The following is a 1,414-nucleotide window of genomic DNA, read 5'->3' on the forward strand; positions in this document are numbered from 1 at the left end:
AACACAGTGGACGCGAGCAACTGAGGACAAGCCCTCGGCCTATTAGTACCGGTCACCTCCACACCTCACGGTGCTTCCAGATCCGGCCTATCAACCCAGTCGTCTACTGGGAGCCTTACCCCATCAAGTGGGTGGGAGTCCTCATCTCGAAGCAGGCTTCCCGCTTAGATGCTTTCAGCGGTTATCCCTCCCGAACGTAGCCAACCAGCCATGCCCTTGGCAGAACAACTGGCACACCAGAGGTTCGTCCGTCCCGGTCCTCTCGTACTAGGGACAGCCCTTCTCAAGACTCCTACGCGCACAGCGGATAGGGACCGAACTGTCTCACGACGTTCTAAACCCAGCTCGCGTACCGCTTTAATGGGCGAACAGCCCAACCCTTGGGACCGACTCCAGCCCCAGGATGCGACGAGCCGACATCGAGGTGCCAAACCATCCCGTCGATATGGACTCTTGGGGAAGATCAGCCTGTTATCCCCGGGGTACCTTTTATCCGTTGAGCGACGGCGCTTCCACAAGCCACCGCCGGATCACTAGTCCCGACTTTCGTCCCTGCTCGACCCGTCGGTCTCACAGTCAAGCTCCCTTGTGCACTTACACTCAACACCTGATTGCCAACCAGGCTGAGGGAACCTTTGGGCGCCTCCGTTACTCTTTAGGAGGCAACCGCCCCAGTTAAACTACCCATCAGACACTGTCCCTGATCCGGATCACGGACCCAGGTTAGACATCCAGCACGACCAGACTGGTATTTCAACGACGACTCCACCCACACTGGCGTGCGAGCTTCACAGTCTCCCAGCTATCCTACACAAGCCGAACCGAACACCAATATCAAACTGTAGTAAAGGTCCCGGGGTCTTTCCGTCCTGCTGCGCGAAACGAGCATCTTTACTCGTAGTGCAATTTCACCGGGCCTATGGTTGAGACAGTCGAGAAGTCGTTACGCCATTCGTGCAGGTCGGAACTTACCCGACAAGGAATTTCGCTACCTTAGGATGGTTATAGTTACCACCGCCGTTTACTGGCGCTTAAGTTCTCAGCTTCGCCCCACCGAAATGGAGCTAACCGGTCCCCTTAACGTTCCAGCACCGGGCAGGCGTCAGTCCGTATACATCGCCTTACGGCTTCGCACGGACCTGTGTTTTTAGTAAACAGTCGCTTCTCGCTGGTCTCTGCGGCCACCCCCAGCTCACGGAGTAAATCCGGTCACCAGGTGTGGCCCCCCTTCTCCCGAAGTTACGGGGGCATTTTGCCGAGTTCCTTAACCATAGTTCACCCGAACGCCTCGGTATTCTCTACCTGACCACCTGAGTCGGTTTAGGGTACGGGCCGCCATGAAACTCGCTAGAGGCTTTTCTCGACAGCATAGGATCATCCACTTCACCACAATCGGCTCGGCATCAGGTCTCAG

General features: G+C 56.6%; 1 rRNA gene. It reads right to left on the reverse strand.

The features are described 5' to 3' along the window. Positions 1-22: 22 nt before the first annotated feature. A 23S ribosomal RNA gene (locus Sdi02f_RS35485) occupies positions 23-1,414 on the reverse strand; the annotation flags it as partial.

It is taken from the genome of Streptomyces ardesiacus (genome assembly GCF_003112575.1).
Taxonomy (GTDB): Bacteria; Actinomycetota; Actinomycetes; order Streptomycetales; family Streptomycetaceae; genus Streptomyces; species Streptomyces ardesiacus.